General features: G+C 47.4%; 1 protein-coding gene. It reads right to left on the bottom strand.

The features are described from left to right. On the bottom strand, window positions 1-642 hold a 642-nt coding region (locus AC04NP_RS30600; RefSeq protein ID WP_482863934.1), incomplete at its 3' end, for a putative Ig domain-containing protein. Between the last annotated feature and the right edge of the window lies 1 nt (window position 643).

Raw genomic sequence — 643 nt, 5'->3', positions numbered from 1 at the left:
GACTTGAGTCGCATCGTTCACCGTAATCTCACCAGTAGTCGCATTTAAACTCATCCACGTAGGCAAAGTGCCTGAAGCAATCACAGCGCTCGTAATTGCTCCATCCGCATCTGCTACGCTCGCTAATTGATCGCCGTTGGAATAATTGTCTTCATTCTGAGCAGGATTTATCGTGTAAACAGCTTCGGTGTCAGGATTAATTATAATGCTCACGGTCTGCGTAGTCTCCCCGCCATCTGCATCAGTGGTTGTAATATCTACTGTGTAAGTACCATCGGCGACCTGAGCCGCATCAGTCACAATGATCTCACCAGTAGTCGCATTCAAACTCATCCACGCAGGTAAAGTTCCAGAAGCAATCACTGCGCTCGTAATCGCCCCATCTGCATCCGTTACACTGGCCAGTTGATCACCATTGGAATAACTATCTTCGTTCTGGGCAGCATTCACGGTGTAAACAGCTTCCGTATCAGGGGTAATTACGATGCTTACTGTCTGCGTAGTCTCTCCACCATCTGCATCGGTGGTCGTAATATCTACCGTATAAGTACCATCAGCGACTTGAGTTGCATCAGTCACCGTAATCTCACCAGTAGTCGCATTCAAACTCATCCACGTAGGTAAAGTTCCAGAAGCAATCACT

It is taken from the genome of Agaribacillus sp. DX54 (assembly GCF_056858335.1).
The sequence above is the reverse complement of the archived record's forward strand: the minus strand, read 5'-3'. Positions and strand labels throughout refer to the sequence as shown.